Source organism: Ideonella sp. BN130291 (assembly GCF_036231905.1).
Classification (GTDB): domain Bacteria; phylum Pseudomonadota; class Gammaproteobacteria; order Burkholderiales; family Burkholderiaceae_C; genus CAMLIZ01.
The window spans coordinates 33,119-55,383 of sequence record NZ_JAZARE010000003.1; the positions used below are offsets into that span (position 1 = coordinate 33,119).

The following is a 22,265-nucleotide window of genomic DNA, read 5'->3' on the forward strand; positions in this document are numbered from 1 at the left end:
AGGTCGTCAAGAGATTGGAGGTGCGATCTCGCACGCGCGCAAGGCGGGCCATCCCGGTCGTGTGGGAACCCTGGCTGCGCCACGGACGTGCGGTGATCTTCCCTCCCAAGGGGGCCAATATGGCAAGTCCCGTGCCACTGCGCCAGGCGCAGCCAAAGGCATCGGCAGCCAACGGCCGACCCAGGCAGACCCGTGCAGGTGGAACCGGTTCCCTCGATTCAAGCGGCAGAAAGCGCCCACCCGCTTTGCAGGTGGCCGGCAAAATTTGCCGGCAACGGGCGCCGCCGCCGGCGTGTCAGCCGGCGGTGCGGATGGGGATCACGCGCGAGCGCTCAGCCGAAGGCGCTGTGACCGGCACGGATGCGACGGGCGTCGCACAGCCCTTGCAGCTGCTGCAGTCGCTGCAGCCGCCGCTCGTGGCGAGCACGGCTTCCAGGCGTTGTGCCTGCTCGGCGCGCAACCCCAAGCGCTGCACCAGACCTGCCATCAGCTTGCGGCGGGCTCCTGCCGGCAGCAAGCTCCACACGCTGTAGAGCGCGGCGCTCGCCACGATGAAGGCCACGATGAGGTGCTGGACCATCTTCAGGCTCCCCAGGCCAGCGCCAGCCGGTAGGTGATGAACGAGGCGGCGTAGGCCAGCGCAAACAGGTAGCCGGCCATCATCAGGGGATAGCGCCAGGTATTCGTCTCGCGCCGCACGGTGGCCAGCGTGGAGATGCACTGCGGCGCGAACACGTACCAGGCCAGCAGCGACAAGGCGGTGGCCACCGACCAGCTGCCGCCCAGCATGGGCGCCAGCTGCTCGGCCACGTTGTCACCGGCCGCGGACAGCGCGTACACCGTGCCCAGCGCGCCGACCGCGACTTCGCGTGCGGCCAAGCCGGGGATCAGCGCGATGCAGATCTGCCAGTTGAAGCCGATCGGCCGGAACACCGGCTCCAGCGCATGGCCCAGCATGCCGGCCAGGCTGTACTGCACCGCGGGGCCGGTGGCGCCGGCGGGCGGCGACGGGAAGGTGGAGATGAACCACAGCACGATCATCAGCGCGAGGATGATGCCGCCCACCCGCTTGAGGAACACCCGCGCGCGCTCCAGCAGCCCGACGGCCAGGTTGCGCAGGATGGGCAGCCGGTAGGCCGGCAGCTCCATCAGCAGCGGCGCCTGAGCCTTGCTGTGGCGCAGGTGCTTGAAGGTCCAGGCCACGCCCATGGCCGACAGGATGCCGGCGAAGTACAGCGCAAACAGCACCAGGCCCTGCAGGTTGAACAGCCCCAGCACCTGGCGCTGCGGGATGAAGGCGCCGATCAGCAGCGCATACACCGGCAGGCGCGCCGAGCAGGTCATCAGCGGCGCGATCATGATGGTGACCAGGCGGTCGCGCCAGTTGCTGATGGTGCGCGTGGCCATCACGCCGGGGATGGCGCAGGCAAAACTGGACAGCAGCGGAATGAACGAGCGCCCCGACAAGCCCACCGAGCCCATCACGCGGTCGAGCAGGAACGCTGCGCGCGGCAGGTAGCCGGAGTCTTCCAGCGCCAGGATGAAGAGGAACAGGATCAGGATCTGCGGCAGGAAGACCAGCACGCTGCCCGCCCCCGCGATCACGCCGTCCACCAGCAGGCTGCGCAGCAGGCCCTCCGGCATGGCGCCCTGCAGCAGCCCGCCCAGGCCTTCCATGCCGGACTTGATGGCGTCCATCGGCCACTGGGCCCAGCTGAACACCGCCTGGAACATCAGGAACAGCAGCACCGCCAGGATGGGCAGGCCCCAGACCGGGTGCAGCACCACGCGGTCGACCGCGTCGTCCACATGCGTGTCGACCACCGGCTCGCGCACGGCGGCCTGCAGGATGCGGCGCACCTGGGCCTGCGTGGCGAGCACATCCTGTACGGTGGGCGCGGCCCACGGCGCGGGCGTGGCCAGCGCCTGGGCCGGCACATGCGCCTCCAGGTGCGCCACCAGGGCGCGGGCGCCGTCGTGGCGCACGCCCACGGTTTCCACCACCGGCATGCCGAGCTCGCGCTCCAGGGCCGCGCGGTCGATCTGGATGCCGCGGCGCCGGGCCACGTCGCTCATGTTCAGCGCCACCACGATCGGCAGGCCGAGCTTCCGCGCCTCCAGCACCAGGCGCAGGTTGAGCTTGAGGTTGGTGGCGTCGGTCACGCACACCAGCAGGTCGGGCAGGTCCACGTCGCCGCGCGCGCCGGTGACGATGTCGCGCGTGATGGCTTCGTCGGCGCTCAGCGGGTTGAGGCTGTAGGCGCCCGGCAGGTCCAGCACGCGCACGCGCCGGCCCGAGGGGGTGCGCAGCAGGCCTTCCTTGCGCTCCACCGTGACGCCGGCGTAGTTGGCCACCTTCTGGCGGCTGCCGGTGAGCAGGTTGAACAGCGCCGTCTTGCCGCAGTTCGGGTTGCCCAGCAGGGCGACGTGCAGGTCAGTCATGTGGACCCCCGGCCGCCTGGCGGCCGCCCCCCGAGGGGGCTCGTGACGCGGCCGGGCAACCCGTCCGCGTCACGCCCATTTGCCGTGGCTGCCCCTGCCCGCTTTGCGGGCTGTCCCAGGGGGACGGCGGCGGTCTCTACCTGGATGAAGGCCGCTTCGAAGCGGCGCAGCGCGAACGTGGTGTGGCCCAGGCGAACGGCGATGGGCTCGTCGCCCGGCTGACCGCGCGCGATCACGCGCAGGCGTTCGCCGGGCAGGAAACCGATTTCGATCAGGCGCAGCACCAGCTCATCGTCCTGAGCATGGGCAGGCGCGATCACTTCAGCCACGGTGGCTTCGGTGCCGGTCGGCAGGCTGCTCAGGGGAAGGATGGACATCACGCCAGGTTGCGGCCGGCAACGGTGCGGCCCTCACGAATGAGAATAATTCTAAATTAGATTGCCGACAATGACGGCCATCAAGCCCAGGGGTGATTCACCCTGGGTTTGCGGCATCTCCTCACGCCAGGCAGTGCGCGCCCGGGACGGCCTAACCGACCATGTTCTCCGGCCGCACCCAGCGGTCGAACTCCTCCGCGCTCACATGACCCAGCGCGAGCGCGGCCTCGCGCAAGGTGCTGCCTTCCTTGTGCGCCTTCTTCGCGATCTGGGCGGCCTTGTCGTAGCCGATGTGCGGGTTCAGCGCGGTCACCAGCATCAGCGAGCGCTGCAGCAGCTCATCGATGCGCGCCTGGTTGGCCGCGATGCCGGCGGCGCAGTGTTCGTTGAAACTTGCCATGCCGTCTGCGAGCAAGCGCACCGACTGCAACAGGTTATGGGCCATCATCGGCCGGTACACGTTGAGCTCGAAGTTGCCGGAGGCGCCGCCGAAGTTCACCGCCACGTCGTTGCCGAACACCTGGGCGCAGACCATGGTGAGCGCCTCGCACTGGGTGGGGTTCACCTTGCCCGGCATGATGGAGCTGCCCGGCTCGTTCTCCGGGATGGTGATCTCCCCCAGGCCGCTGCGCGGGCCGCTGGCCAGCCAGCGCACATCGTTGGCGATCTTCATCAGGCCGGCAGCCAGGGTCTTGAGCGCGCCATGGGCGAACACCAGCGCATCGGCCGCGGCCATCACCTCGAACTTGTTGGGTGCGCTCACGAACGGCAGGCCCGTCAGGCGGGCGATGACGTCGGCCACCCGGTAGGCGAATTCCGGATGCGCGTTCAGCCCGGTGCCCACGGCCGTGCCGCCCTGGGCCAGCTCGTACAGGTGGGGCAAGGCGGACTGCACGTGCTTGAGCCCATGGTCCAGCTGGGCCACGTAGCCCGAGAACTCCTGCCCCAGCGTGAGCGGCGTGGCGTCCTGCAGGTGGGTGCGGCCGATCTTCACGATGCCGGCGAACTCCAGCGCCTTCGCATGCAGGGTGTCGCGCAGCACCCGCAGCGCCGGCACCAGCCGCTGCTCGATGGCACAGGCCGCGGCCACGTGCATCGCGGTGGGGAACACGTCGTTGGACGACTGCCCGCGGTTGACGTCGTCGTTGGGGTGCACGAGGCGCCCTTCCCCCCGCTCGCCGCCCAGCAGCTCGCTGGCGCGGTTGGCGATCACCTCGTTCAAGTTCATGTTGGTCTGGGTGCCCGAGCCGGTCTGCCACACCACCAGCGGAAATTCGGCGTCATGCCGGCCGGCGAGGATCTCGTCGGCCGCGGCGATGATGGCGTCGGCCTTGTCGGGCGGCAGCTGGCCCAGGGTGCGGTTCACCTCGGCGGCGGCGCGCTTGACCTGCGCCAGCGCGAGGATCAGCTCGCGCGGCTGGCGCTCGCTGGAGATGCGGAAGTTCTGCAGCGAGCGCTGCGTCTGCGCGCCCCACAGTGCGGAGGCCGGCACCTCGATGTCGCCGAAGGTGTCGCGTTCGATGCGGTGTGCGTCCATGGCAATGGTCCTCAAGCGTTGATCCGGCTGGCGACCCGCCAAGCGGCCAGGGCCACCAGCGCATTCAGCAGCGTGCCCCAGGCCACGTCCACCAGCACCAGCGTGGCAGGCCAGCCCTTCAGCGTAGCGAGGTTGGTCATGTCGTAGGTGTAGTAGGTGAAGAAGCCGTACAGCGCGCCCCACAGCAGCGCGTCACGCCCACGCCCCGATCGCAAGGCAGGCAGCACGCCGAACAGCAGCAGCCCCACCAGGTAGACGGCGTAGAAGGCCACGCCCGCGCTCCAGAGCGGGGCGGGCAACAGCAGCGGCCCGAGTTGCGCCTGGTACCAGCCCTTGGCAAACAGCCCCAGCCACGCCAGGTCCAGCGAACAGAACACCAGCACCGCCACCAGGTAGGCAGCCCCCGCACGAATCCACATCAGCGCCTCCAAGCCGGACAGCCACGCACCCGTAAGCAGTGCAGCCGCTGGTAAGGCTTACCTCATGCGAAGGGGCGCGATCAGATCCTGCCCATCAGGAACAACACAAGAACGATGAGCAGGGCCACGCTCAGGATACCGCTGGGTGCATAGCCCCAGCCGTGGCTGTACGGCCAGTTGGGCAGGGTGCCGATCACGAGCAGCAGCAGCGCGATCAGCAGCAGGGTGGCGACGGACATTGTGGTGAGTTCTCCCTTTGTCAGCAGATACGCACACGGCGTGCCCGGTGGCACACCGGTGTCGGCGGATCCCCACAACGCTGCGCCGGTATGGAGCTTGCAGTGAAGCAGCCAACGTCTGGACGAAAGGATGCCCACGCCCTGCGCGCTCTGCACAGGCGCGATCGCCTGACCCCCATGGCCAACGACAAGCTCGCCCGCTACCGCGCCAAGCGCGACTTCAAGGTCACCTCCGAGCCCGGCCCGGCACTGGGCAAGAGCGGCAAGACCCTGAGCTACGTGATCCAGAAGCACTGGGCCACGCGGCTGCACTACGACTTCCGGCTGGAACTCGATGGCACGCTGCTCAGCTGGGCCGTGCCCAAGGGCCCCAGCCTGGACCCGGCGGACAAGCGCCTGGCCGTGCATGTGGAGGACCACCCCATCAGCTACGGCGGCTTCGAAGGCACCATTCCCGCCGGCCAGTACGGCGCCGGCAAGGTGATCGTCTGGGACCGCGGTACCTGGACACCCGAGGGCGACCACCCGCAGCGCGACTACCACGCCGGCAAGATGAAGTTCCGCCTCGACGGCGAGAAGCTGCAGGGCCGCTGGACCCTGGTGCGCACCCGCCGCAGCGAGGACGAACGCCAGGAGCAGTGGCTGCTCATCAAGGAGCACGACGAGTTCGAGCGGCCGCATGCGGACTACGACATCACGGTGGCCCTGCCGGACAGCGTGATCCAGCACCCGCTGAAAGCCCAGGCGCATGAGCGACCGGCGGCCAAGGCGGCTGCCACGCCGGGGGCTGCTGCATCACCCAAGGCCGCCGCATCACCCAAGGCCGCCACTACCACCAAGGCAGGCGCCCTGCGGGCCGCCGACCTCGACGGCGCGCGCAAGGCCCCGCTGCCCACCAGCCTCTCGCCGCAGCTGGCCACGCTGGTGACCGAAGCACCACGGGAACGCGATGGCTGGCTCTATGAACTCAAGCTGGACGGCTACCGGATGCTCGCCCGCATCGACAAGGGCGAGGTGCGCCTGATCACCCGCGCGGGCAACGACTGGACCGACAAGCTCAAGCCGCAGGCCGAGGCGCTGAAGAAGCTCAAGCTCGCGAGTGCCTGGATCGACGGCGAGATCGTGGTGCTGGACGAGGACAACCGCCCCAGCTTCCAGCTGCTGCAGAACGCGTTCGAACACGCACGTGCCGGCAGCATCAGCTTCGTGGCCTTCGACCTGCCCTATGCCGACGGGCATGACCTGCGCAGGGTGCCGCTGCGCCAGCGCCGCGACCTGCTGCGCCAGCTGCTGGAGCCGCACCTGAGCGAGCGCCTGCGCTTCAGCGAGGAGGTGCAAGGTGCGCCCGAGCAGCTGTTGCAGGCCGCCTGCGGCCTCAAGCTCGAAGGCCTGATCGGCAAGCGCGCCGAAGGCACGTATGTGGAAGGCCGCACCAAGGGCTGGATCAAGCTGAAGTGCCAGCAGCGGCAGGAGTTCGTGATCGTCGGTTTCACCGAACCCAAGGGCTCACGCAGCGGGCTGGGCGCGCTGCTGCTGGCGGTGCACGACCACGGCGCGCTGCACTACGCCGGCCGCGTGGGCACCGGCTTCGACACCCAAGGCCTGCTCGCGTTGCGCAAGCAGCTCGATGCGGTGGAGACCAAGACCTCGGCCGTCGCCAAGGACCCGCGCGCCAAGCCGGCCGGCAACGAGGTGGTGCACTGGGTGAAGCCCGAGCTGGTGTGCGAGGTGGCCTTCGGCGAATGGACCGGCGACGGCTCCATCCGCCATGCCGTGTTCCAAGGCCTGCGCTCCGACAAGCCGGCCCGCGAGATCTCCAAGGAGAAAGCCGTGTCCCCACCCGATGCTCCCTCCACCCCGCGCGGCAAGGGCAGCGCGCCGGTGGTGCATGGCCTGAAGATCAGCAACCCCGACCGCGTGCTCGACCCGGCGAGCGGCATCACCAAGCTGGAGCTGGCGGAGTTCTACGAGCGCGTGGCGCCGCAGATCCTGCCGCACCTGAAGGCCCGGCCGGTGGCCCTGGTGCGCGCGCCCGACGGCATCACCGGCGAGCTGTTCTTCCAGAAGCACCTGCAGCAGCTCACCATCCCCAAGATCCGCCGCCTCGGGCCGGAGATCGACCCGCCGCATCCTTCGCTGATCGTGATCGACAACCCCACCGCGCTGGTGGGCGCGGCGCAGATGGGGGTGGTGGAGCTGCACACCTGGAATGCGGTGTACACCAACATCGAGAAACCCGACCGCATCGTGTTCGACCTGGACCCGGGCGAGGGCGTGGCCTGGGCGCAGATCGTCGAGTCGGCGGAGCTCACCAAGACCTTGCTCGACGAGCTGGGCCTGGTGAGCTTCCTCAAGACCAGCGGCGGCAAGGGCCTGCACCTGGTGGTGCCGCTGCAGCGCCGCCACGACTGGGATTTCTGCAAGGACTTCTCCCAGGCGGTGACCCTGCACCTGGCGCGCACCCTGCCCCAGCGCTTTGCGCCCAAGATGGGCGCCAAGAACCGCGTCGGCAAGGTGTTCGTCGACTACCTGCGCAACAACCGCGGCGCCACCTCCGCCTGTGCCTTCTCGGCCCGCGCCCGGCCCCACATGGGCGTGTCGGTGCCCGTGGCCTGGGATGAACTGGTGGAGCTGCGCGGCGGCGACCACTGGACCGTGCGCACCCTGCCCCAGCGCCTGGACGACCTCAAGGGCCACGACCCCTGGGCCGACTACGAAAAGAGCCGCCAGACCCTCACCGCCGCCAACCGCATGCTGCGCGACGAGAACCCCGCAGTGGGCGACGAGGACGACGACCAACCGCTGCCCCCGCCCACTGCGAGGGTGGGCACGCGCAACGCAAGAGCCCCCCGCCAACGCTGAGCACAAGCTGCCGGGCGCATCCCAACCGCGCCGGGCACGCCGACAGCCCCGCGGGGACAGGCCGAAGCCCAGGGGGAGCAGCCGTGAAAGACGAGCGATGCGCGTGCGGGTTTCCCGCGCGCGCATCGAGCCCCCATGGGGGGCGGCTGCCAGGCAGCCGGGGGCCAACAGCGATAAAAAAAGCGGGCCCGTAGGCCCGCTGGAATGCACAGCATCGATCCCCCGATCACGCACTCACTGGCGCGCCGTGCTCCTGCGCCACACGAGGCCGCCGATCACACCGAGGCCAGCGAGCAGCAGCAGATAGGTCTGCGGCTCGGGCACCGGCGGCGTGGCCACGTTGGCAATGAAGAAGGTCTCGAAGCCGCCCTGCGCGTTGTGTGCGCCGGCCGACAGACCAATGAGGTTGGCGCCGAAGTTGCCGCTGAAGGCGGCGGACTGGGCAGCCAGGATGGACGTGGCATCCAGCGCGAACACGGCGTCCGGCTGGCCGATGCCTTGTGTGGTGGTGCTGAACACCTGCTGCGCGGCCAGCGTGGTGTTGAACAGCACGCCGCCGGTGGGGCTGTAGATCGTGAGCACCAGGTCGCTCAGCGTGATGCCGCTGCCGCCGGGCTCGTTGGCATTGAAGACGATGCGCAGGTTCTCGGCGGACGTGAGCCCGAGTGAATCCAGGCTGAGCAGCTGCGTCTGCGATGCCCCCTTCTTGGCGTCGCCGCCGATCACCAGCTCGCCGGCCGCGGTGAGGCCAACGCTGCCATTTTCAGTACCGTCGCGACGGTGGCCCTGCAGCGTGAGCACGGTGTTCACCGCGCCAACGCCGGTGCCGTGCAAGTCGATCGGGGCGGTGGGCACCAGCGCAGCCTGCGCGGCGCCTGCTACCAGCAGGCTCAACGCGGTGGCCAGGCGGATGGCAAGCGGCTTCATGCAACTCCTTCTTGGGTAGTGAACGCGGGATCCCCCGCATGACAACTCCATGCTAGGCGCGCTTCAGCACCACAGAAACCCCGTGAGCCGGTGGACTTGCGCAGGGGGTTTGGGCATGGGCGTTGCGCAGCTGCAGGCTTTACCGCAGCAAGGGCCGACGCGGCTGCCGCACACCGCCTCAGGCTGAGAACAACGGCCGCAACAGCGTCACCGCCAGGCCCACCGCGGCACAGGCCGCCAGCAAGGGCATCACACCCACCTTGAAGCGGAACAGCGCCAGGCCCGCCGCCACCGCCACCGTGGCGGACACCGCATCGAAGCGGCCCTGGAAGCCCTGGGGCCACATCACGTGGTACGCGAAGAACAGCGCGAGGTTGAGGATGACACCCACCACCGCGGCGGTGATGGCGGTCAGCGGCGCGGTGAAGCCCAGCTTGCCATGCGTGGCTTCGACCAGCGGGCCGCCCGCGAGGATGAACACGAAGGACGGCAGGAAGGTGAAGAAGGTGACCACGGTGGCTGCGAGCGCACCCCCGAGGAACAAGGCGTCCGGCCCGACCACCTGCTTGAGCCAACCACCGACAAAACCGACGAAGGCCACCACCATGATCAGCGGGCCGGGGGTCGTTTCGCCGAGTGCGAGCCCGTCGATCATCTGCGCGCCGGAGAGCCAGTGGTGCTGCTCCACCGCGCCCTGGTAGACGTAGGGCAGCACGGCGTAGGCGCCGCCAAAGGTGAGCAGCGCCGTCTTGGTGAAGAACCACCCCATCTGCGTGAGCGTGTGCTGCACGCCGCCGTGCGCCAGCAGCAGCCCCATGGCACCCAGCCACAGGGCCGCGGCCCCGATCAGCACCTGGGCGAGCCAGCGGCGCGAGAAGCGGGCATGCGCCGGCGTGGGCGTGTCATCGTCGATCAGCGCCGGGCCATAACCGTGCTTCGCGGCTCCATGGCCACCCCCCATTGCAAACACGCCGGGCGCGCCCCGGCCGCCCACATGGCCGATCAGCCCGGCGGCCAGCACGATCGCGGGGAACGGTGTGTCGAACACGAAGATCGCGACGAATGCAGCCGCCGCGATGCCCCACAACCAGCGGTTCTTCAGCGCGCGCGTGCCGATGCGATGGGCCGCATGAACCACCAGCGCGGTGACCGCGGGCTTGATGCCGTAGAACAGCCCCGCCACCACCGGCACGTGGCCGAAGGCGAGGTAGATCCACGACAGTGCGACGAGGATGAACAGCGAGGGCAGCACGAACAGTGCGCCGGCCGCAAGGCCACCGGCCGTGCGGTGCATCAGCCAGCCGATGTAGGTGGCCAGTTGCTGCGCCTCCGGCCCGGGCAGCACCATGCAGTAGTTCAGCGCGTGCAGGAAGCGGTTTTCGCTGATCCAGCGCCGCCGCTCCACCAGCTCGGTGTGCATGATCGCGATCTGCCCCGCGGGGCCGCCGAAGCTGATGAAGCCCAGCTTGAGCCAGAACCGCAGGGCCTGCGCAAAGCTCACGGCAGCCGGCCGTGCGGGCATGTCGGGCACCACCGTGGGTGTGGCCAGGCTCATGGGTTCTCAAGCGGTGTGCCGGGCATCGGGCCCACCGCGCATGGGATGACGATGCCGGCATTACATCAGCCCACGGCGGGGCTGCGCGGGCCTCATCGGTCGCGCGCGGCTCCGGCCTGCGCCCTCAAGGCGCCCATCAGCCTCGGCACTTCGGCAGCGAGCTCGCGTGCCAGGTAGCCCAGCGGCCCGACGCGTTCGGCCAGCCGTTCGCCGGCCCGTGCATGCAGCGCCACGCCCCAGGCGGCCGCCTGCGCCGGCGGCGCGCCGCGTGCCAGCAAGCCAGCCACCAGGCCGGCCAGCACATCGCCCGAACCGGAGGTGGCCAGGCCCACATTGCCCCGTGCATGGCGCCAGCAGTCGCCGCCGGGCGTGGCAATCCAGGTCTCGGCCCCCTTGAGCGCCACCACGCATTGCCACTGGTGGGCTGCGCGCAGGGCGGTGTCGCGCGGGTCCTGCACCAGGGCCTCCTTCGCCTGCCCGAGCAGATGCGCCATCTCGCCGGCATGCGGCGTCAGCAGCGTGTGCGGGCCCAGCGCCGCCGGCGCGTCGCCGCCCTCGCGCACCGCCGCCATGGCCGCGGCATCCAGCAGCAGCGGGGTGTCGCCCAAGGCGGGCCGCAGCGCACGCACCAGCCGCACCGCCGCGGCCTCCGGCACCATGCCAGGGCCGACCAGCACCGCCGCTGTGCCGGCCAGCACGCCGTGCAGGCGTTCCAGTGCCTGCTCCGCCTGCAGCTCGCCGCGCTCGTCCTCCACCAGGCCGATCACGCGCGCTTCGGGCAGGCTGGCGGCCACCCAGGGCGCAATGCAGGCCGGCGTGGCCACCACCAGCTTGCCGGCGCCGGCACGCAAGGCGGCCGTGGCGGCCAGCACAGCAGCACCCGGCATCTCGGCGCAGCCGGCGATCACCAGCACGCGGCCGCGTTCCTCCTTGTCCGCACCATCGTCCGGCTCGGGGAGCGGCCAGGCCCGCAGCGCCGCATCGTCCAGCTCGTGTTGCCGCGCGCTCATGGCTTGGCCGCCGCCGGCGCATCGGGCTCGGCGGTCACCGGCGTGCCCTGGGCCTCCAGCGGCGCCACGAAGTTGGCCTGGCGCAGCACCAGCTTGCCGTGGCGGCCCTGGGTGCGATCGAACTCGTAGAGGGTGACGCCGCAGTTGGGCACGTCGGCCTGGCGGTCGATCTCCAGGATCTGGCGTTCGTCCAGCCGCTCCAACAGGTAGCGCAGGCAGTTCACGATCACCTGGTGCGCCACGATCAGCACCCGTTCGCCACGGTACTCGCGCGTCAGCGTGTCCAGCAGGCTGCGCAAGCGCAGGATCACGTCGCACCAGCTTTCTCCGCCGGGTGGGCGAAAGTAGAACTTGCCGACATGGCTGCGCTGTTCGGCCAGGTCGGGGTAACGGTCGCGGATGCCCTCGCGGGTCAGGCGGTCCAGCAGGCCGAATTCCTTTTCGCGCAGGCGCTCGTCGATCACCACGCTCAGGTCGCTGCGGTCCAACGCGCCGTGCGCCAGCACCGCCTCCATGGTGCCCACCGCGCGAAGGTAGGGCGATGCCATCAGCACATTGGGCCGCTGCGGCGCGGGCAGGCCGGCGACCCAGCGCGCCAGCGCGACCGCCTGCTGTTCCCCCAGCGGCGACAGCGGCACGTCCATGTCGCGGTGCGCGATGTCGATCACCTTCAGCCCGGCGGCTTCGGCGGCGTCGCGCGCCACGTTGCCCGCGCTCTGGCCATGGCGCGCCACCCACAGTTGCTGTGGCCATTTCTGCTCGCTGCTCGACATGCCGCCACTTCAGCCAGCGGCATGCCCGCGGGCCTGGAATGCGGATTGCCCAGCACGTCCAATTGCAAGGGATTGGCCATGATGAAACAGGGACGACGAAAACGGGTGCTGGTGGTCGACGACAACCGGGACGCCGCTGACACGCTGGTGATGCTGCTGCAGGCCGAAGGCTGCGACGCCGAGGCCGCTTATGGCGGGGACCAGGCGCTCAGCATGGCCGAACGCACCTGCCCGGACGTGGTGGTGATCGACCTGTTCATGCCGATGATGAGCGGCGACGAGCTCGCGCGCCGGTTGCGCGCCGGCCCGCGCGGCGACGACATGGTGCTGGTGGCCCACACGGCGATGAGCTCGGGCCTGCACCACGAGGCGATCGTGGACGCCGGCTTCGACCACCACCTGGTCAAGCCCGCCGCGCTGGACGACCTGCTGGCGCTGGCTGCGGACGATCCCGGTGCCCTGCCCGCGCTGTCGGGGCACAGCTCACCGCGCTGGCAACGCGCACAGCACAGCGGGCACACCGCCTAGGCTCAGAAGCTCGGCGCCGGCAGCAGCCGGCGCAGGTGGCGCTCCAGCCCGGCCAGGTCCAGCGGCTTGGGCAGGTGGGCATCCATGCCGGCCTGGGCGCAGGCGTCCTGCGAGGTGGTGTCGGCCGTCGAGGCCACGATGGGAAACGGCGGGATCGCGCCTTCGCGCTGCAGCAGGCGCAGGCGCCGCGTGGCCTCCAGCCCGTCCATGCCCGGCATGTGCAGGTCCATCAGCACCAGGTCGGGCGCCATGCGCATGCAGCTGTCGATGGCTTCCAGCCCGTCGCTGGCGGTGTCCACTTCGAAGCCCAGCACCTGCAGCATGCCGGTGGCCACCATCTGGTTCACGGCGTTGTCGTCCACCACCAGGGCGCGGCGGCGGTGCTCGAACCCGAGCGGGCTGGGCTGGGTATCGCCCGAAGGCGCATGCGGCTCGCCGGCCACCCGCTGGGTGATCTGGCGCAGTTCGGCGGGGCTGAAGGGATAGGGCCGCAGCTCGATGTCGCGCTCGTTGCCGGCCTGCTCCAGCGTGGGCGATCCCGGGGTAGCGGCCAGCACCACCTGGGTGGCAGGGGGCAGCAGGGCCCAGAGCCAGCGCAGCCGCGGCAAGGTCAGGCGCGCGCTTTCGCAGGCGAGCACCAGGGCCGGACGGCTGTGCGCCTGCGGCATGTGTTCGAGCTCGGCAGCCGCCTCTTCCACGCTGGAGAAGATGCGCGTGGCCCAGCCCAGGCGCTGCAGGCGCCGCTCCATGGAACGGCCGGTGTCCATCGCCTCGCAGATCAGCCAGGCGCGCGCACCGGCAGCGTCGGGCTCCGGCGCCGGCTCGCGCGCCTGCGGGTCGGCCGCCTCGAACTCCTGCTCCAGGCACAGCAGGGATCCTTCCTTGGGGTCGAAGCTGAAGCGCAAGCCCGCGCCCGTCCAGGCACAGATGCCCACCAGCGGCGCCTCTTCGGGCGCCCGCAAGGCCTGGTCCGTCATCGTGTCGACTCCCTGCAAACCGAGTTCACCGAATACCTGGCGCCACACCGCGGCGCTGGCGTAGTGCCCGCTCGCGGCGGCGGCAACGCTGGCCTTCCACCGCCCGGAGGGCACGCGCTCGACCTGTGCGGCAAAAAACACAAACCCGCCGTCCAGCAGATCGATGGCCGCACGGAACACCTGCTCGAGCGAGCGGGCCATCTGCAGGCGGTCGACGCGCAGCTGCACCGGCGGGCCGGTGTAGTCGAACAGCACCGACAAGCCCTTGTTGTGTGCCAGCCCTACACCCTGGCGCGCTGCGTGGGTGAACAGCTCTGCAAAGTCAAGGGCGGTTTCCAAGATGCCGGGCTCCCCGGAGGCGGACAACGACAACACGCAAGAGCCGTGCCGATGCGGGCAGGGCTTCACGCGTTCCTGCACTGAAGCCGCCCGGGAAGGGGAAGGCAACGGCAGTGCCGCAACCAGTGTGCCACTGTCCGGCGTGCGGCTTGCCGTGAGGCGGCATGGACACCACAGCCGTCTTGTTGCGCGACACCCTGCAATACCTGCTGATGCCCTTGTGGCTGCTGGCCGGCTTTGCCGACTGGTGCTGCCACCGGGCGCAGCGCATCGAGCGCACCGCCGGCCTGAAGGAAGCGCTGCTGCACTGGCTGATGCTGGCCGAGATGGGCGTCGCGGTGGCGGCCGCCGCGCTGCTGCAGGTGAACGCCGCGGTGCTGGTGCTGATGCTGGCCGCCTGCGTGGCCCACGAACTGACCACCTGGTGGGACCTGGCTTATGCCACCCGCCACCGGGCCATTCCGCCGGTCGAGCAATGGGTGCACAGCCTGCAGCTGGTGCTGCCCTGGGCCGCGTGGGTGGCGTTGGTGCTGCTGCACTGGCCCCAGGCGATGGCAGCGGTGGGCCTGGGCACGGCCGCGCCGGACTGGAGCTGGCGCCTCAAGGCACCCGCGCTGCCATGGGCGTACCTGCTGTCCGTGGCCTTGGCGGGGCTGGTGCTGGTGGCCGGGCCGTTTGCCGAGGAAACCTGGCGCTGCTGGCGCGCCGATGCCGCGCGCGGGCGCAGCCAGCGCGCGGCCCGGTGAGCACGCCCTCAGTGGATCCAGTGGCCGTCGTCGCGACGGCGCAACCAGGCGGCGCCCACCGCCATGGCCACCGGCGCCGCCATCGCCAGCAGCACGCCGCCACGATGCGAATGCTCGCGCTCCAGCGGCGGCGGTGTCATGTTCAGCGGCTCCAGCCCATCGTCGTCGCCCGGCAGCGCAGCCTCGGCGCGGCCCAGGGCACGGCCCACCCAGCCGCGCAGCTGCGCCGTCAGGCCGTGCAGGCGCTCGGAGGCGTCCTGCGAGCCGCCCTGCACCTGCTCCACGGCAGCGTCCTGCCATTGCGCCAGGCGCTCGCCCAGCGCGGCGCGGCGACGGGGGCCCTGCCGCGGATCAAGGAAGTAGACCGCTGCGGCGCCCGCGCCCAGGGCCACCAGGGCCAAGGTGAGTTTCTTCATGGCTCGTCTCCTTTGGATGCTGTTGCAGTCCGGCAAGCACCACGCCCGCCGGCCGGCGCGGGCACGGCGAGGTCAGCGGCGCCGCTGCGCCATCAAGCCGCCCAGGACCAGGCCGACCCCGAAGCTCAGGTACACCGACACCAGGGCCGGCGTGGACAACCGGCGCTCGAACCCGGGGGTGAACCGCTGCGGCACCAGCCGCAGGTCCACCAACGCAGCCGCCGCGGTGATCACCGCCGCATCGAGCACCGCGCTGGCCGGCGTAGGCTGGCGCCGGCGCGCCTGCAGCAGCCGGTAGAAGCCGGCCCACATCAGCGACGACGCATGGTGGATCGCGCTGCCCAGCGCGGTGTAGCGCAGGCTGGTGCGGTTGCGGTGCAAGGCCTCGCGGCCCCAGACCCAGTGGCTGGGCGCGTTCAGGGGCGCCATCGCGTGGCCGGTTTCGCGCCGGCCGCGCCAGGCGAGCACCACCCCGGACAACACACTGGCCAGGCTGCCGTCGATCAGCACACGCTGCAGGGTGCTCAGGTTCACACGGGACATCGGTGACATGCGTTTTCCTTTGTGCGCGTGGTGCCGGAACCGCGCTTGCCTGCAAGCAAGGCAACCACCGTACCCCACGATGCACCCACCCCCACGGCCGCGCCCTTCCGCCCCCTGCGAGGCGGCCCCATGAAGCTGCTGCTCACCGGTGCCACCGGTTTCATCGGGCGCCGCCTGCTGGCCGCCCTGCTGAACCAGGGCCATGAGGTGGTGTGTGCAGGCCGCAGGCCGGCCGGCCAGGGCGCCGCCTGGGTGGCGATGGACCTGGCACAAGCGCCGCCCGCAGTGGCGTGGCTGCCGCACCTGCGGGGGGTGGATGCGGTGGTCAACCTCGTGGGCATCTTCCGCGAGAGCGCCACCCAGCACTTCGACGCGCTGCATGCGCGCGGCCCCATCGCCTTGTTCGACGCCTGCGTGCAGGCCGGCGTGCCGCGCGTGGTGCAGCTGTCGGCACTGGGCGCCGACGCGCAGGCCGCCACGCCATACCACCTGAGCAAGCGGCAGGCGGACGAGCACCTGCTGGGCCTGCCGCTGCATGCCACGGTGGTGCAGCCCTCACTGGTGTTCGGCGAGGACGGGCCCAGCGCCGCGCTGTTCCTGCGCCTGGCCACCCTGCCCCTGCTGCCGCTGCCCGCCGGTGGACGGCAACTGCTGCAGCCGGTGCATGTGGACGACGTGGTGGCTGCCCTGCTCGCACTGTTGCAGGCACCCGCGGGCAGCTCGCAGGGCCGCATCCCGCTGGTGGGCCCGCGCGCCCTGACGCTGGCCGCTTACGTGCACGCATTGCGCCGCGCGCTGAACCTGCCCCGCGCAGCCGCTTTCCCGGTGCCGGCGGCCTGCGTGGCACTGGCCGCCCGCATGGGTGACCGCTGGCCCGGCGCCTGGCTGGACAGCGCCAGCTGGCAGATGCTGCAGCGGGGCAACAGCGCCGACCCCGCCGCCATCACCGCGCTGCTGGGCCACCCACCGCGAGAGGTACAGCAGTTCCTCGCGCCGGAGCGTGCGGCCGGCCTGCGCACGGCGGCGGCCTGGGGCTGGCTGCAGCCGCTGCTGCGCCTGTCGCTGGCGGCGGTGTGGCTGGCCACCGCAGCGGTCTCCTTCGGCCTGTACCCGGTGCCGCAGAGCCTGGAGCTGCTCGCACGCGCCGGCGTGCCGCAGGCGCTGCAGTTGCCGGCGCTGTACGGTGCGGCAGCGCTCGATCTGGCGCTCGGCATCGCCACCCTGCTGCCGCTGCCAGGGCGGCGCCGGCGCTGGCTGTGGCTGGCCCAGGCCGCGCTGATCGGCGGCTACAGCGTGATCATCAGCCTGCGGCTGCCCGAGTTCTGGCTGCATCCGTACGGGCCGATGACCAAGAACCTGCCCATCCTGGCCCTGCTGCTGATGCTGTATTCGCTGGAGGAGGACTGAATGGACTACCTGATCGCCAAGTGGCTGCACATCCTGTCGTCCACCCTGCTCTTCGGCACCGGGCTGGGCTCGGCGTACTACATGTTCTTTGCCAGCCGCACGCGCGACCCGGCCGTGGTGGCCGCGGTGGTGCGCTACGTGGTGCTGGCCGACTGGTTGTTCACCACCACCACCATCGTGTTCCAGCCACTCAGCGGGCTGTACATGGCGCACCTGGCGCAGATGCCGCTCACCAGCCGATGGATCGCCTGGTCCTTCGGCCTGTATTTGCTGGCCGGCGCCTGCTGGCTGCCGGTGGTGTGGCTTCAGCTGCGCATGCGCGACATGGCGCAGGCCGCGGCGAACGCCGGGCAGCCCCTGCCGCCGCTGTACGACCGCTACCTGCGCATCTGGGTGGCGCTGGGCATCCCGGCGTTCGTGGCCCTGGTGATCGTCTTCTACCTGATGGTCGCGAAGCCCGCCTGAACACGCGATGGCAGCCCACACCCCTCATTCAAGGGGGTATGTCGATTGCCGGCGGAAAGGCACTGAGGCGACGGCCGCGAGGCCCGCCGCTCAGCTCACAACGCTGAAAGGAGTACAGATGAACCAGCAAAGCAACCACGGCAGTGGCGACCAGCAGCGCAGCCAGAGCCAGCAGGGCACCCACGACGCCGGCAGCGAGGCGCGCTACGGGCAGTCGGGCCAGGCCCAGCAATCGCAGCAGTCGGGCCAGTCCGGCCAGTACGGCGGCGGATCCTCGGGCTCCTGGCAGGAACGCTCGGGCAGCCACGGCGGCGGACTCAGCGCCGGCGGCAACCAGGACCAGGACTGGTCGCGCCGCAGTGAATCCAGCGACTACGGGCGCAGCGGCGGTTACCAGGGCGGCACCCAGGGTGGCTCGCACGGCAGCGGTGGCTTCCAGCAAGGCCAGCAAGGCGCTGGCGGCAGCCAGTACGGCCAGGGCCAGGGCGGCAGCTTCAGCGGCGGCTACGGCGGGTCGCACCAGGGCGGCATGGGCGGCGGCTATGGCGGCAGCTATGGCAGCGGCCAGCAGGGCCAGGGCGGCGGTCAACAGTACAGCAACTATGGTCGTGACTCGGGCTACGGCGGCACGGGCCACCAGGGCGGCTATGGCGGCTCGCAAGGCGGCATGGGTGGTGGCTACGGCGGGCAGTACGGCTCGCAGCAGGGCGGGCAGTACGGTGGCTACGGCGGCAGCCAGTTCGGCGGCGGCCAGCAAGGCGGGCAGTACGGCGGCGGCTACGGCAGCCAGTACGGCCTGAGCCAAGGCGGCCAGGGCGGCCAGGGTGGCTACGCCGGATACGGCAATGCCAGCGGCCACGGCAGCATGGGCGCCGGCAGTGGCGGCCAGGGCGGCTGGCAAGGCGGCTGGGAAGGCGCCTTCGGCGGTGGCCAGCAAGGCGGCAGCCAGGGCCATGGCTCCCAGGGTGGCATGCAGGGCAGCCAGGGCTACGGGTCGCAAGGCGGCGGCATGCAGGGCGGCTATGGGTCCCAGGGCTTCGGCGGCAGCCAGTTCGGCGGCCACCAGGGTGGGATGCAGGGCGGCCAGGGTGGCTATGGCGGCGGTTATGGCGGCCAGTACGGCCTGAGCGGGGGCCAGCAGGGCAGCCACGGCTCGTCGCAGCAGCATCACTTTGGCGGCGGCGCGGGCCAGCACAGCGGCATGCACGGCTACGACCAGGGCAGCCAGGGGCAGTCGGGGCAAGGCCAGCACCATGACCCCGACTACCACCAGTGGCGCAGCGAGCAGTTGCGCAACCTCGACAAGGACTACGAGGAATGGCGCCAGGACCGCTACAAGAAGTTCAGCAGCGAGTTCGACCAGTGGCGCCGTGGCCGCGAGGGCTCGCAAGGCGGGTCGCAAGGCTCGCAGGGCGGGTCCCAGGGCTCGCAAGGCGGCATGGGCTCTCAGGGCGGCCTGCAGGGATCGCAGTCCGGCATCCAGGGCAACAGCGTGAGCGGCACCGGCAGCAGCAGCACCGGCCTGTCGGGCGCGATGTCGTCGGGCTCGGGCTCGTCCAGCGCGGGCGGCTCCAGCAGCGGCAGCACCAGCATCGGCTCGGGCAGCGGCGGCACGGGTGGCACGGGCAGCCCTTCCGGCAGCAGCGGCTCGTCGTCCGAGCGCAGCGGCGCTTCGCCGGGCTCGTCGAACCTGACCGGTTCGTCGCCCACCGGCTCGGGCAGCAGCAGCGGCGGCTCGTCGTCGTCGTCCAAGGGCGACAAGGCCAGCTGAGCGGCTGAGCCCCAATGAAAACGCCGGCCTGCGGGCCGGCGTTTTTTCATGGACCGAACGTTCGGCCCGGTGACGATTCAGGCGTGGCGGCGCCGCTTTTGTCTTCGGCCGGCGCTAAGCGCCTTGACTTCACCCTGCGAAGTCAGCCTTCGACGAAAACGACCCCGTCATGAATGACGGCGTCGTTTTTCAACCGCGGGCAGCTTCATCATCTGCCGGTACTTGGTGACGGTGCGGCGGGCCACGCTCAAACCCTGGCGCGCGAGCTGCCGCGCGATCTGTGCGTCGGACAGCGGATCGGACGCGTTCTCCGCCTCGATCATGTCGCGGATCATCCCGCGGATGGCGGTGGCCGACGCCGCGCCGCCACCCGGCGTGGGCAAGGCGCGCGAGAAGAAGTACTTCAGCTCGAACACGCCGGAGGGCGTGGCCATGTACTTGTTGTTGGTCACCCGGCACACGGTGGATTCGTGCAGCCCCAGCTCCTCGGCGATCTCGCGCAGGCCCAGCGGCTTCATCGCCAGCGGGCCGAACTCGAAGAAGTGGCACTGGCGCCGCACGATCGCGTCCGCCACATCCAGGATGGTGGAGAAGCGCTGCTCCACGTTGCGCACCGTCCAGCGCGCTTCGCGCAGGTGGGCGGCCAGCTCGGCATGGCCCGATTCACGGTGCTGCTGGAACAGCTCGGCATACATCTGGTTCAGGCGCACCTTGGGCACGACGTCCGGATTGAGCATCGTGATCCACTGGTTGTTCTTGCCCTTGCGCACGATGACGTCCGGCGTCACGTACTGCACGTTGGACGCGCCGAAGCGCCAGCCCGGGCGCGGGTCGAGATGGCGGATGCGTTCGCACACCGCCTCCACCACCGCCGGCGTGCTGCCGAGCGCGCGCGACAGGTGCGGGATGTCGCGCGTGGCCAGGCGCTCCAGGTGGTCGGTGACGATGCGCTGGGCGAGCTCGCGCTCGGTGGGGTCCTCGATGCTGCGCAGCTGCAGCAGCAGGCATTCGCGCACGTCGCGCGCGGCCACGCCGCTGGGGTCCAGCGACTGCACCATCTTCAGCGCGACGTTCATCTCGTCCATGTCGGCCGCGGGCTGCAGCGCGGCCATCTGAAGGATTTCGTCCAGGCCCACGCGCAGGTAGCCGTCCTCGTCGAGCGACTCGATGATGAGCGCGGTGAGCGCATGGTCACGCTGCGACAGCGGCATCACGTTGGCCTGGCTGTGCAGGTGGTCGCGCAGCGACACGTCGGCCGCCATCATCTCCACCAGGTCCAGGTCGCCGTCGGCATTGCCCTGGCGGCTGCCGGTGCCCACGTTGGCGGTCCAGCCGTCACGCTCCCAGTTGGGCTCGGCGGCGCTGCTGCTGTCGGCCGGCACCTCGGCCACGTTGTCCCAGGTGGGCGGCGCATCGGCAGCAGCCAGCCCGTCGGGCGGAGGGGCCACGGCGGCGGCCGCAGCGGCGTCGCCGTCTTCTTCGAGGAAGGGGTTGGTGTCCAGCGCCTGTTGCACTTCCTGTGCGAAATCCAGCGACGACAGCTGAAGCAGGCGCACGGCCTGTTGCAACCTGGGGGTCAGCGTCTGGTGTTGGCGCTGCTCTATGCGCAGCGCACTGGTTGGTGCGTTCATTCGTTCTCCCGCTGAGGACTCATTGCGGGCTCTAGACGCAACTCACGTGCCACTTATTTCACGCTTCGCTCGATCGTTACAAACCATGAGCGGCGCTACAAGACATGGCGCTTCTCACCCGGGCTTCTATAGAGTGAAAAGCGCGAGCGCCGCATTGCTGCGGCAGCGGCACTGAATCCCCTCAACCCGGGGGCAACCCGGGCTCGGCAATTGCTCGCAAAGTGCGGTGCGCTTGCCGCAAGAAATGCCGTCAGCGGCCGGGGCCTTTGCGCCCACCGGCACCTGACCGGTCCGGCGCCGCCGGCGCGGTGCCTGGCGCGCCGGCGCCCTTCTGCTGCTCGTAGGCGGCGTCCATCTCGGGCTTGCGGCTGGTGTCCTGCAGGCCGCGGTCCAGATCCTCCTTGCCTTGATGGATGACGCCCCGGACGCCCTGCGCCTGGCTGTCCGAGGATTCATCGCGCTCGTGCGGCAGGCGCGGCTCAGCGCGCTCGCCCTGCGTGCCGAGCTGGTCGCGCCGCTGGGAGGTGTGGCTGCGGCGGATGGAGTCGTCGTCTTGTGGCATGCGGTGCCTGTGTGTTGTCCGGGTGAGCAGAAGACCGGCAAGCCCCATGCCGCGACGATGCTGAAACGCAGGGAACGGCTTTTGCCAGATCGAGCAGGCCGATCCCCATCGCACCCACAAGGAGCCCCCATGCCAACCCGTAATTCCAGTGCCCGCGAACAGGTGCTCGAGCTGCTGAAGACGGACCACAAGCACGTGAAGAAGCACTTCCGCGAGTTCGAGAAGATGGACCCGGAGCAGGACCCGCAGGCCTGCCAGGAACTGGTGATGCGCGTGTGCGACGAGCTGGAGGTGCATGCGCAGATCGAGGAAGAGCTGTTCTATCCCGCGGCCCGCCAGGCCTTGGCCGAGAAGGAAGGCGAAGACCTGATCGACGAGGCCGAGGTGGAGCACAACAGCGTCAAGCAGCTGATCGCGGAACTGCGCAGCCTCACGCCGCAGGACGCCAAGTTCAAGGCCAACTTCACCGTGCTCAGCGAATACGTCAAGCACCATGTGAAGGAGGAAGAAGGCGAGATGTTCGAGCAGCTGGGCCGCGCCAAGATCGCGTGGGAGCCGCTGCTGCAGGACATGCTGGACCGCCAGCAGGAACTCAAGTCCGAGAAGGGCCTCACCGAAGCCACCGAGCCCGACGTGCAGGAGGCGATGCACGCCACCCGCGGCAAGGCCGGCAAGTCGTCGGCGTCGCCGCGTTCGGCCCGCTGAACCCCGAGGCGGCAGCGACCGATGGCGCGGGAGT

Annotated in this window: 22 protein-coding genes; 7 read left to right on the forward strand and 15 right to left on the reverse strand. The window is 70.3% G+C overall.

Annotated features, from left to right (window positions below; genetic code table 11):
- Window positions 1-295: 295 nt before the first annotated feature.
- From VPH43_RS06555 to VPH43_RS06580, 6 genes are all read right to left on the reverse strand, one after another.
- A complete protein-coding gene (locus VPH43_RS06555) occupies window positions 296-580 on the reverse strand; it encodes a DUF6587 family protein (RefSeq protein WP_328576874.1) in 285 nt (94 codons plus the stop codon).
- Between the two features lie 2 nt (window positions 581-582).
- Window positions 583-2,442, reverse strand: coding sequence for a ferrous iron transporter B (gene feoB / locus VPH43_RS06560; protein WP_328576875.1), 1,860 nt, complete (start codon window positions 2,440-2,442; stop codon window positions 583-585).
- On the reverse strand, window positions 2,439-2,819 hold the full coding sequence (locus VPH43_RS06565; protein WP_328576876.1) for a FeoA family protein: 381 nt from the start codon (window positions 2,817-2,819) through the stop codon (window positions 2,439-2,441). The genes feoB and VPH43_RS06565 overlap by 4 nt, the downstream gene beginning before the upstream one ends.
- A gap of 151 nt (window positions 2,820-2,970) precedes the next feature.
- On the reverse strand, window positions 2,971-4,356 hold the full coding sequence (gene fumC, locus VPH43_RS06570; protein ID WP_328576877.1) for a class II fumarate hydratase: 1,386 nt from the start codon (window positions 4,354-4,356) through the stop codon (window positions 2,971-2,973).
- An 11-nt stretch (window positions 4,357-4,367) separates the two neighbouring features.
- Window positions 4,368-4,775, reverse strand: coding sequence for a DUF2177 family protein (locus tag VPH43_RS06575; RefSeq protein ID WP_328576878.1), 408 nt, complete (start codon window positions 4,773-4,775; stop codon window positions 4,368-4,370).
- An 80-nt stretch (window positions 4,776-4,855) separates the two neighbouring features.
- Window positions 4,856-5,014, reverse strand: a complete 159-nt coding sequence (locus VPH43_RS06580; protein WP_328576879.1) for a DUF3309 domain-containing protein — start codon at window positions 5,012-5,014, stop codon at window positions 4,856-4,858.
- A 177-nt stretch (window positions 5,015-5,191) separates the two neighbouring features.
- Here VPH43_RS06580 and ligD point away from each other — a divergent pair, with 177 nt between their 5' ends.
- A complete protein-coding gene (ligD, locus tag VPH43_RS06585; protein WP_328576880.1) occupies window positions 5,192-7,876 on the forward strand; it encodes a DNA ligase D in 2,685 nt (894 codons plus the stop codon).
- A gap of 234 nt (window positions 7,877-8,110) precedes the next feature.
- Here the strand turns inward: ligD and VPH43_RS06590 are convergent, their stop codons facing one another.
- From VPH43_RS06590 to VPH43_RS06605, 4 genes are all read right to left on the reverse strand, one after another.
- Window positions 8,111-8,803 carry a PEP-CTERM sorting domain-containing protein gene (locus VPH43_RS06590; protein ID WP_328576881.1) on the reverse strand — a complete coding sequence of 231 codons (693 nt, stop codon included), beginning with the start codon at window positions 8,801-8,803 and terminating at the stop codon, window positions 8,111-8,113.
- 178 nt (window positions 8,804-8,981) lie between these two features.
- Window positions 8,982-10,358 (reverse strand): chromate efflux transporter, encoded by a 1,377-nt coding sequence (gene chrA, locus VPH43_RS06595; protein ID WP_328576882.1) that lies wholly within the window; start codon window positions 10,356-10,358, stop codon window positions 8,982-8,984.
- 92 nt (window positions 10,359-10,450) lie between these two features.
- Window positions 10,451-11,368 carry an NAD(P)H-hydrate dehydratase gene (locus VPH43_RS06600; RefSeq protein WP_328576883.1) on the reverse strand — a complete coding sequence of 306 codons (918 nt, stop codon included), beginning with the start codon at window positions 11,366-11,368 and terminating at the stop codon, window positions 10,451-10,453.
- A complete protein-coding gene (locus VPH43_RS06605) occupies window positions 11,365-12,141 on the reverse strand; it encodes a histidine phosphatase family protein (protein ID WP_328576884.1) in 777 nt (258 codons plus the stop codon). Before VPH43_RS06605 ends, VPH43_RS06600 begins: the two co-directional genes overlap by 4 nt.
- 78 nt (window positions 12,142-12,219) lie before the next feature.
- Here VPH43_RS06605 and VPH43_RS06610 point away from each other — a divergent pair, with 78 nt between their 5' ends.
- Window positions 12,220-12,669, forward strand: coding sequence for a response regulator (locus VPH43_RS06610; RefSeq protein ID WP_328576885.1), 450 nt, complete (start codon window positions 12,220-12,222; stop codon window positions 12,667-12,669).
- A 2-nt stretch (window positions 12,670-12,671) separates the two neighbouring features.
- On the opposite strand, the gene VPH43_RS06615 is transcribed toward VPH43_RS06610, so the two are convergent.
- Entirely contained in the window at window positions 12,672-13,985 is a 1,314-nt protein-coding gene (locus VPH43_RS06615) for a response regulator (RefSeq protein ID WP_328576886.1), read from the reverse strand.
- Window positions 13,986-14,149: 164 nt separating this feature from the next.
- Between VPH43_RS06615 and VPH43_RS06620 the strand changes: the two genes are divergently transcribed.
- Window positions 14,150-14,731 (forward strand): diguanylate cyclase, encoded by a 582-nt coding sequence (locus VPH43_RS06620; RefSeq protein WP_328576887.1) that lies wholly within the window; start codon window positions 14,150-14,152, stop codon window positions 14,729-14,731.
- Window positions 14,732-14,739: 8 nt separating this feature from the next.
- Here the strand turns inward: VPH43_RS06620 and VPH43_RS06625 are convergent, their stop codons facing one another.
- Both VPH43_RS06625 and VPH43_RS06630 read right to left on the reverse strand, forming a co-directional pair.
- Window positions 14,740-15,147, reverse strand: coding sequence for a hypothetical protein (locus tag VPH43_RS06625; protein ID WP_328576888.1), 408 nt, complete (start codon window positions 15,145-15,147; stop codon window positions 14,740-14,742).
- A gap of 72 nt (window positions 15,148-15,219) precedes the next feature.
- Window positions 15,220-15,699, reverse strand: coding sequence for a hypothetical protein (locus VPH43_RS06630; RefSeq protein WP_328576889.1), 480 nt, complete (start codon window positions 15,697-15,699; stop codon window positions 15,220-15,222).
- Window positions 15,700-15,819: 120 nt separating this feature from the next.
- On the opposite strand from VPH43_RS06630, the gene VPH43_RS06635 reads away from it, so the two are divergent.
- From VPH43_RS06635 to VPH43_RS06645, 3 genes are all read left to right on the forward strand, one after another.
- Entirely contained in the window at window positions 15,820-17,097 is a 1,278-nt protein-coding gene (locus VPH43_RS06635) for an SDR family oxidoreductase (protein WP_328576890.1), read from the forward strand.
- A complete protein-coding gene (locus tag VPH43_RS06640) occupies window positions 17,098-17,562 on the forward strand; it encodes a DUF2269 family protein (protein WP_328576891.1) in 465 nt (154 codons plus the stop codon). It begins immediately after the preceding gene.
- Window positions 17,563-17,680: 118 nt separating this feature from the next.
- The gene (locus VPH43_RS06645) at window positions 17,681-19,333 is read left to right on the forward strand and encodes a hypothetical protein (RefSeq protein ID WP_328576892.1); all 1,653 of its coding nucleotides are present in this window, start codon (window positions 17,681-17,683) and stop codon (window positions 19,331-19,333) included.
- 167 nt (window positions 19,334-19,500) lie between these two features.
- Here VPH43_RS06645 and VPH43_RS06650 read toward each other — a convergent pair whose 3' ends face one another.
- Both VPH43_RS06650 and VPH43_RS06655 read right to left on the reverse strand, forming a co-directional pair.
- The gene (locus VPH43_RS06650) at window positions 19,501-20,964 is read right to left on the reverse strand and encodes an RNA polymerase factor sigma-54 (RefSeq protein WP_328576893.1); all 1,464 of its coding nucleotides are present in this window, start codon (window positions 20,962-20,964) and stop codon (window positions 19,501-19,503) included.
- 250 nt (window positions 20,965-21,214) lie between these two features.
- On the reverse strand, window positions 21,215-21,526 hold the full coding sequence (locus tag VPH43_RS06655; protein WP_328576894.1) for a hypothetical protein: 312 nt from the start codon (window positions 21,524-21,526) through the stop codon (window positions 21,215-21,217).
- Between the two features lie 129 nt (window positions 21,527-21,655).
- Between VPH43_RS06655 and VPH43_RS06660 the strand changes: the two genes are divergently transcribed.
- Window positions 21,656-22,231: a hemerythrin domain-containing protein gene (locus tag VPH43_RS06660; protein WP_328576895.1), complete on the forward strand. Its 576-nt coding sequence runs from the start codon at window positions 21,656-21,658 to the stop codon at window positions 22,229-22,231.
- Window positions 22,232-22,265: the final 34 nt, after the last annotated feature.

Excerpts from the sequence above, each read along its gene's own strand:
- VPH43_RS06555 (WP_328576874.1), bottom strand. The coding sequence starts at position 580 with ATGGTCCAGCACCTCATCGTGGCCTTCATCGTGGCGAGCGCCGCGCTC.
- feoB (WP_328576875.1), bottom strand. The coding sequence starts at position 2,442 with ATGACTGACCTGCACGTCGCCCTGCTGGGCAACCCGAACTGCGGCAAG.
- VPH43_RS06565 (WP_328576876.1), bottom strand. The coding sequence starts at position 2,819 with ATGTCCATCCTTCCCCTGAGCAGCCTGCCGACCGGCACCGAAGCCACC.
- fumC (WP_328576877.1), bottom strand. The coding sequence starts at position 4,356 with ATGGACGCACACCGCATCGAACGCGACACCTTCGGCGACATCGAGGTG.
- VPH43_RS06575 (WP_328576878.1), bottom strand. The coding sequence starts at position 4,775 with ATGTGGATTCGTGCGGGGGCTGCCTACCTGGTGGCGGTGCTGGTGTTC.
- VPH43_RS06580 (WP_328576879.1), bottom strand. The coding sequence starts at position 5,014 with ATGTCCGTCGCCACCCTGCTGCTGATCGCGCTGCTGCTGCTCGTGATC.
- ligD (WP_328576880.1), top strand. The coding sequence starts at position 5,192 with ATGGCCAACGACAAGCTCGCCCGCTACCGCGCCAAGCGCGACTTCAAG.
- VPH43_RS06590 (WP_328576881.1), bottom strand. The coding sequence starts at position 8,803 with ATGAAGCCGCTTGCCATCCGCCTGGCCACCGCGTTGAGCCTGCTGGTA.
- chrA (WP_328576882.1), bottom strand. The coding sequence starts at position 10,358 with ATGAGCCTGGCCACACCCACGGTGGTGCCCGACATGCCCGCACGGCCG.
- VPH43_RS06600 (WP_328576883.1), bottom strand. The coding sequence starts at position 11,368 with ATGAGCGCGCGGCAACACGAGCTGGACGATGCGGCGCTGCGGGCCTGG.
- VPH43_RS06605 (WP_328576884.1), bottom strand. The coding sequence starts at position 12,141 with ATGTCGAGCAGCGAGCAGAAATGGCCACAGCAACTGTGGGTGGCGCGC.
- VPH43_RS06610 (WP_328576885.1), top strand. The coding sequence starts at position 12,220 with ATGATGAAACAGGGACGACGAAAACGGGTGCTGGTGGTCGACGACAAC.
- VPH43_RS06620 (WP_328576887.1), top strand. The coding sequence starts at position 14,150 with ATGGACACCACAGCCGTCTTGTTGCGCGACACCCTGCAATACCTGCTG.
- VPH43_RS06625 (WP_328576888.1), bottom strand. The coding sequence starts at position 15,147 with ATGAAGAAACTCACCTTGGCCCTGGTGGCCCTGGGCGCGGGCGCCGCA.
- VPH43_RS06630 (WP_328576889.1), bottom strand. The coding sequence starts at position 15,699 with ATGTCACCGATGTCCCGTGTGAACCTGAGCACCCTGCAGCGTGTGCTG.
- VPH43_RS06635 (WP_328576890.1), top strand. The coding sequence starts at position 15,820 with ATGAAGCTGCTGCTCACCGGTGCCACCGGTTTCATCGGGCGCCGCCTG.
- VPH43_RS06640 (WP_328576891.1), top strand. The coding sequence starts at position 17,098 with ATGGACTACCTGATCGCCAAGTGGCTGCACATCCTGTCGTCCACCCTG.
- VPH43_RS06645 (WP_328576892.1), top strand. The coding sequence starts at position 17,681 with ATGAACCAGCAAAGCAACCACGGCAGTGGCGACCAGCAGCGCAGCCAG.
- VPH43_RS06650 (WP_328576893.1), bottom strand. The coding sequence starts at position 20,964 with ATGAACGCACCAACCAGTGCGCTGCGCATAGAGCAGCGCCAACACCAG.
- VPH43_RS06655 (WP_328576894.1), bottom strand. The coding sequence starts at position 21,526 with ATGCCACAAGACGACGACTCCATCCGCCGCAGCCACACCTCCCAGCGG.
- VPH43_RS06660 (WP_328576895.1), top strand. The coding sequence starts at position 21,656 with ATGCCAACCCGTAATTCCAGTGCCCGCGAACAGGTGCTCGAGCTGCTG.